The organism is Blastomonas sp. CCH1-A6 (assembly GCF_001556365.1).
Taxonomy (GTDB): Bacteria; Pseudomonadota; Alphaproteobacteria; order Sphingomonadales; family Sphingomonadaceae; genus Blastomonas; species Blastomonas ursincola.
The window spans coordinates 1-1005 of the sequence record NZ_LSIS01000335.1; the positions used below are offsets into that span (position 1 = coordinate 1).

The window sequence follows — 1005 nt, forward strand, 5'->3', positions numbered from 1 at the left end:
AGCGCGATGGCCATGACCTGATTGATGTCGGGCGCGGGGCCGAGTGCCGCGCCGGTGAACTGGCTGAACAGCGTGGTGCCGATGCCGGTGATGACCGCGAGCACCAGCACTTTGATGCCGGTCGAGACGACATGGCCCAGCACCTTCTCGGCCATGAAGGCGGTCTTGTTGAAGAAGGCGAACGGCAGCAGGACGAAGCCGGCGAGCGTCACCAGCTTGAACTCGATCAGCGTGATGAAGACCTGCACGGCGATGATGAAGAAGGCGAGCACCACGATCACCCAGGCGAGCAGCAGCACGAGGATCAGTGCGAGGTTCGAGAACACGGCCCAAAGGCTGGAGAACTGCCCCGCCGCATCGAGCAGCGGCTTGGCCGCTTCGAGCCCCTTCGCCGCGATCGTGCCGGGCTTCATGAACTCGTTGATCGTCATGGCGCCGCCGCTGGCCTGGAGCCCGAGTCCGGCGAAGCTCTCGAACACGATGGTCGCGAGCAGCGAGAAATTGCCGATGATGAAGGCGAAGGTGCCGATGTAGAGCGTCTTCTTGACGAGGCGTTGCAACACGTCCTCATCCGCGCCCCAGGCCCAGAACAGACCGGCGAGCGTCACGTCGATGGCGATCAGCGTGGTCGAGAGGAACGCGACCTCGCCGCCGAGCAGCCCGAATCCGCTGTCGATGTAGCCGGTGAAGACACCCAGGAAATTGTCGATAACGCCGGTGTCGTTCATGGCCGGGCGCCTGCGTCCGCCGCCCTGTCGCGGCCGCGCTCTGTCGCGGGCGCGGACTCGTCCTGGCGGAAGAAGCGGCGGCGGTTGGCGGCCCAGGCCGCCTCGCAGCCGCTATCCGGCATGGTGAGCGAGGCGCAGCGGTCCAGCTCGCGGGCGAGCCTGGCCTGGCCTTCGTCCGCCGGCAGGATGAGCGGCGGCGCGGGCGCGGGCTCATCGGGCTGCACGGCGGCGACGATCGCCACCGTCATCATCAGCCCGGCCAGCGCCGCCACCCCTG

Annotated in this window: 2 protein-coding genes; both read right to left on the reverse strand. The window is 67.5% G+C overall.

The window, feature by feature from the left end; genetic code table 11:
- Positions 1-728 (reverse strand): P-type conjugative transfer protein TrbL (gene trbL, locus AX735_RS16105; RefSeq protein WP_082751159.1); only part of this gene is annotated, 728 nt, incomplete at its 3' end.
- Positions 725-1005, reverse strand: a 281-nt coding sequence (gene trbK-alt / locus AX735_RS16110; RefSeq protein WP_082751160.1) for a putative entry exclusion protein TrbK-alt, incomplete at its 5' end; no start/stop codon positions are given. The genes trbK-alt and trbL, both read right to left, overlap by 4 nt.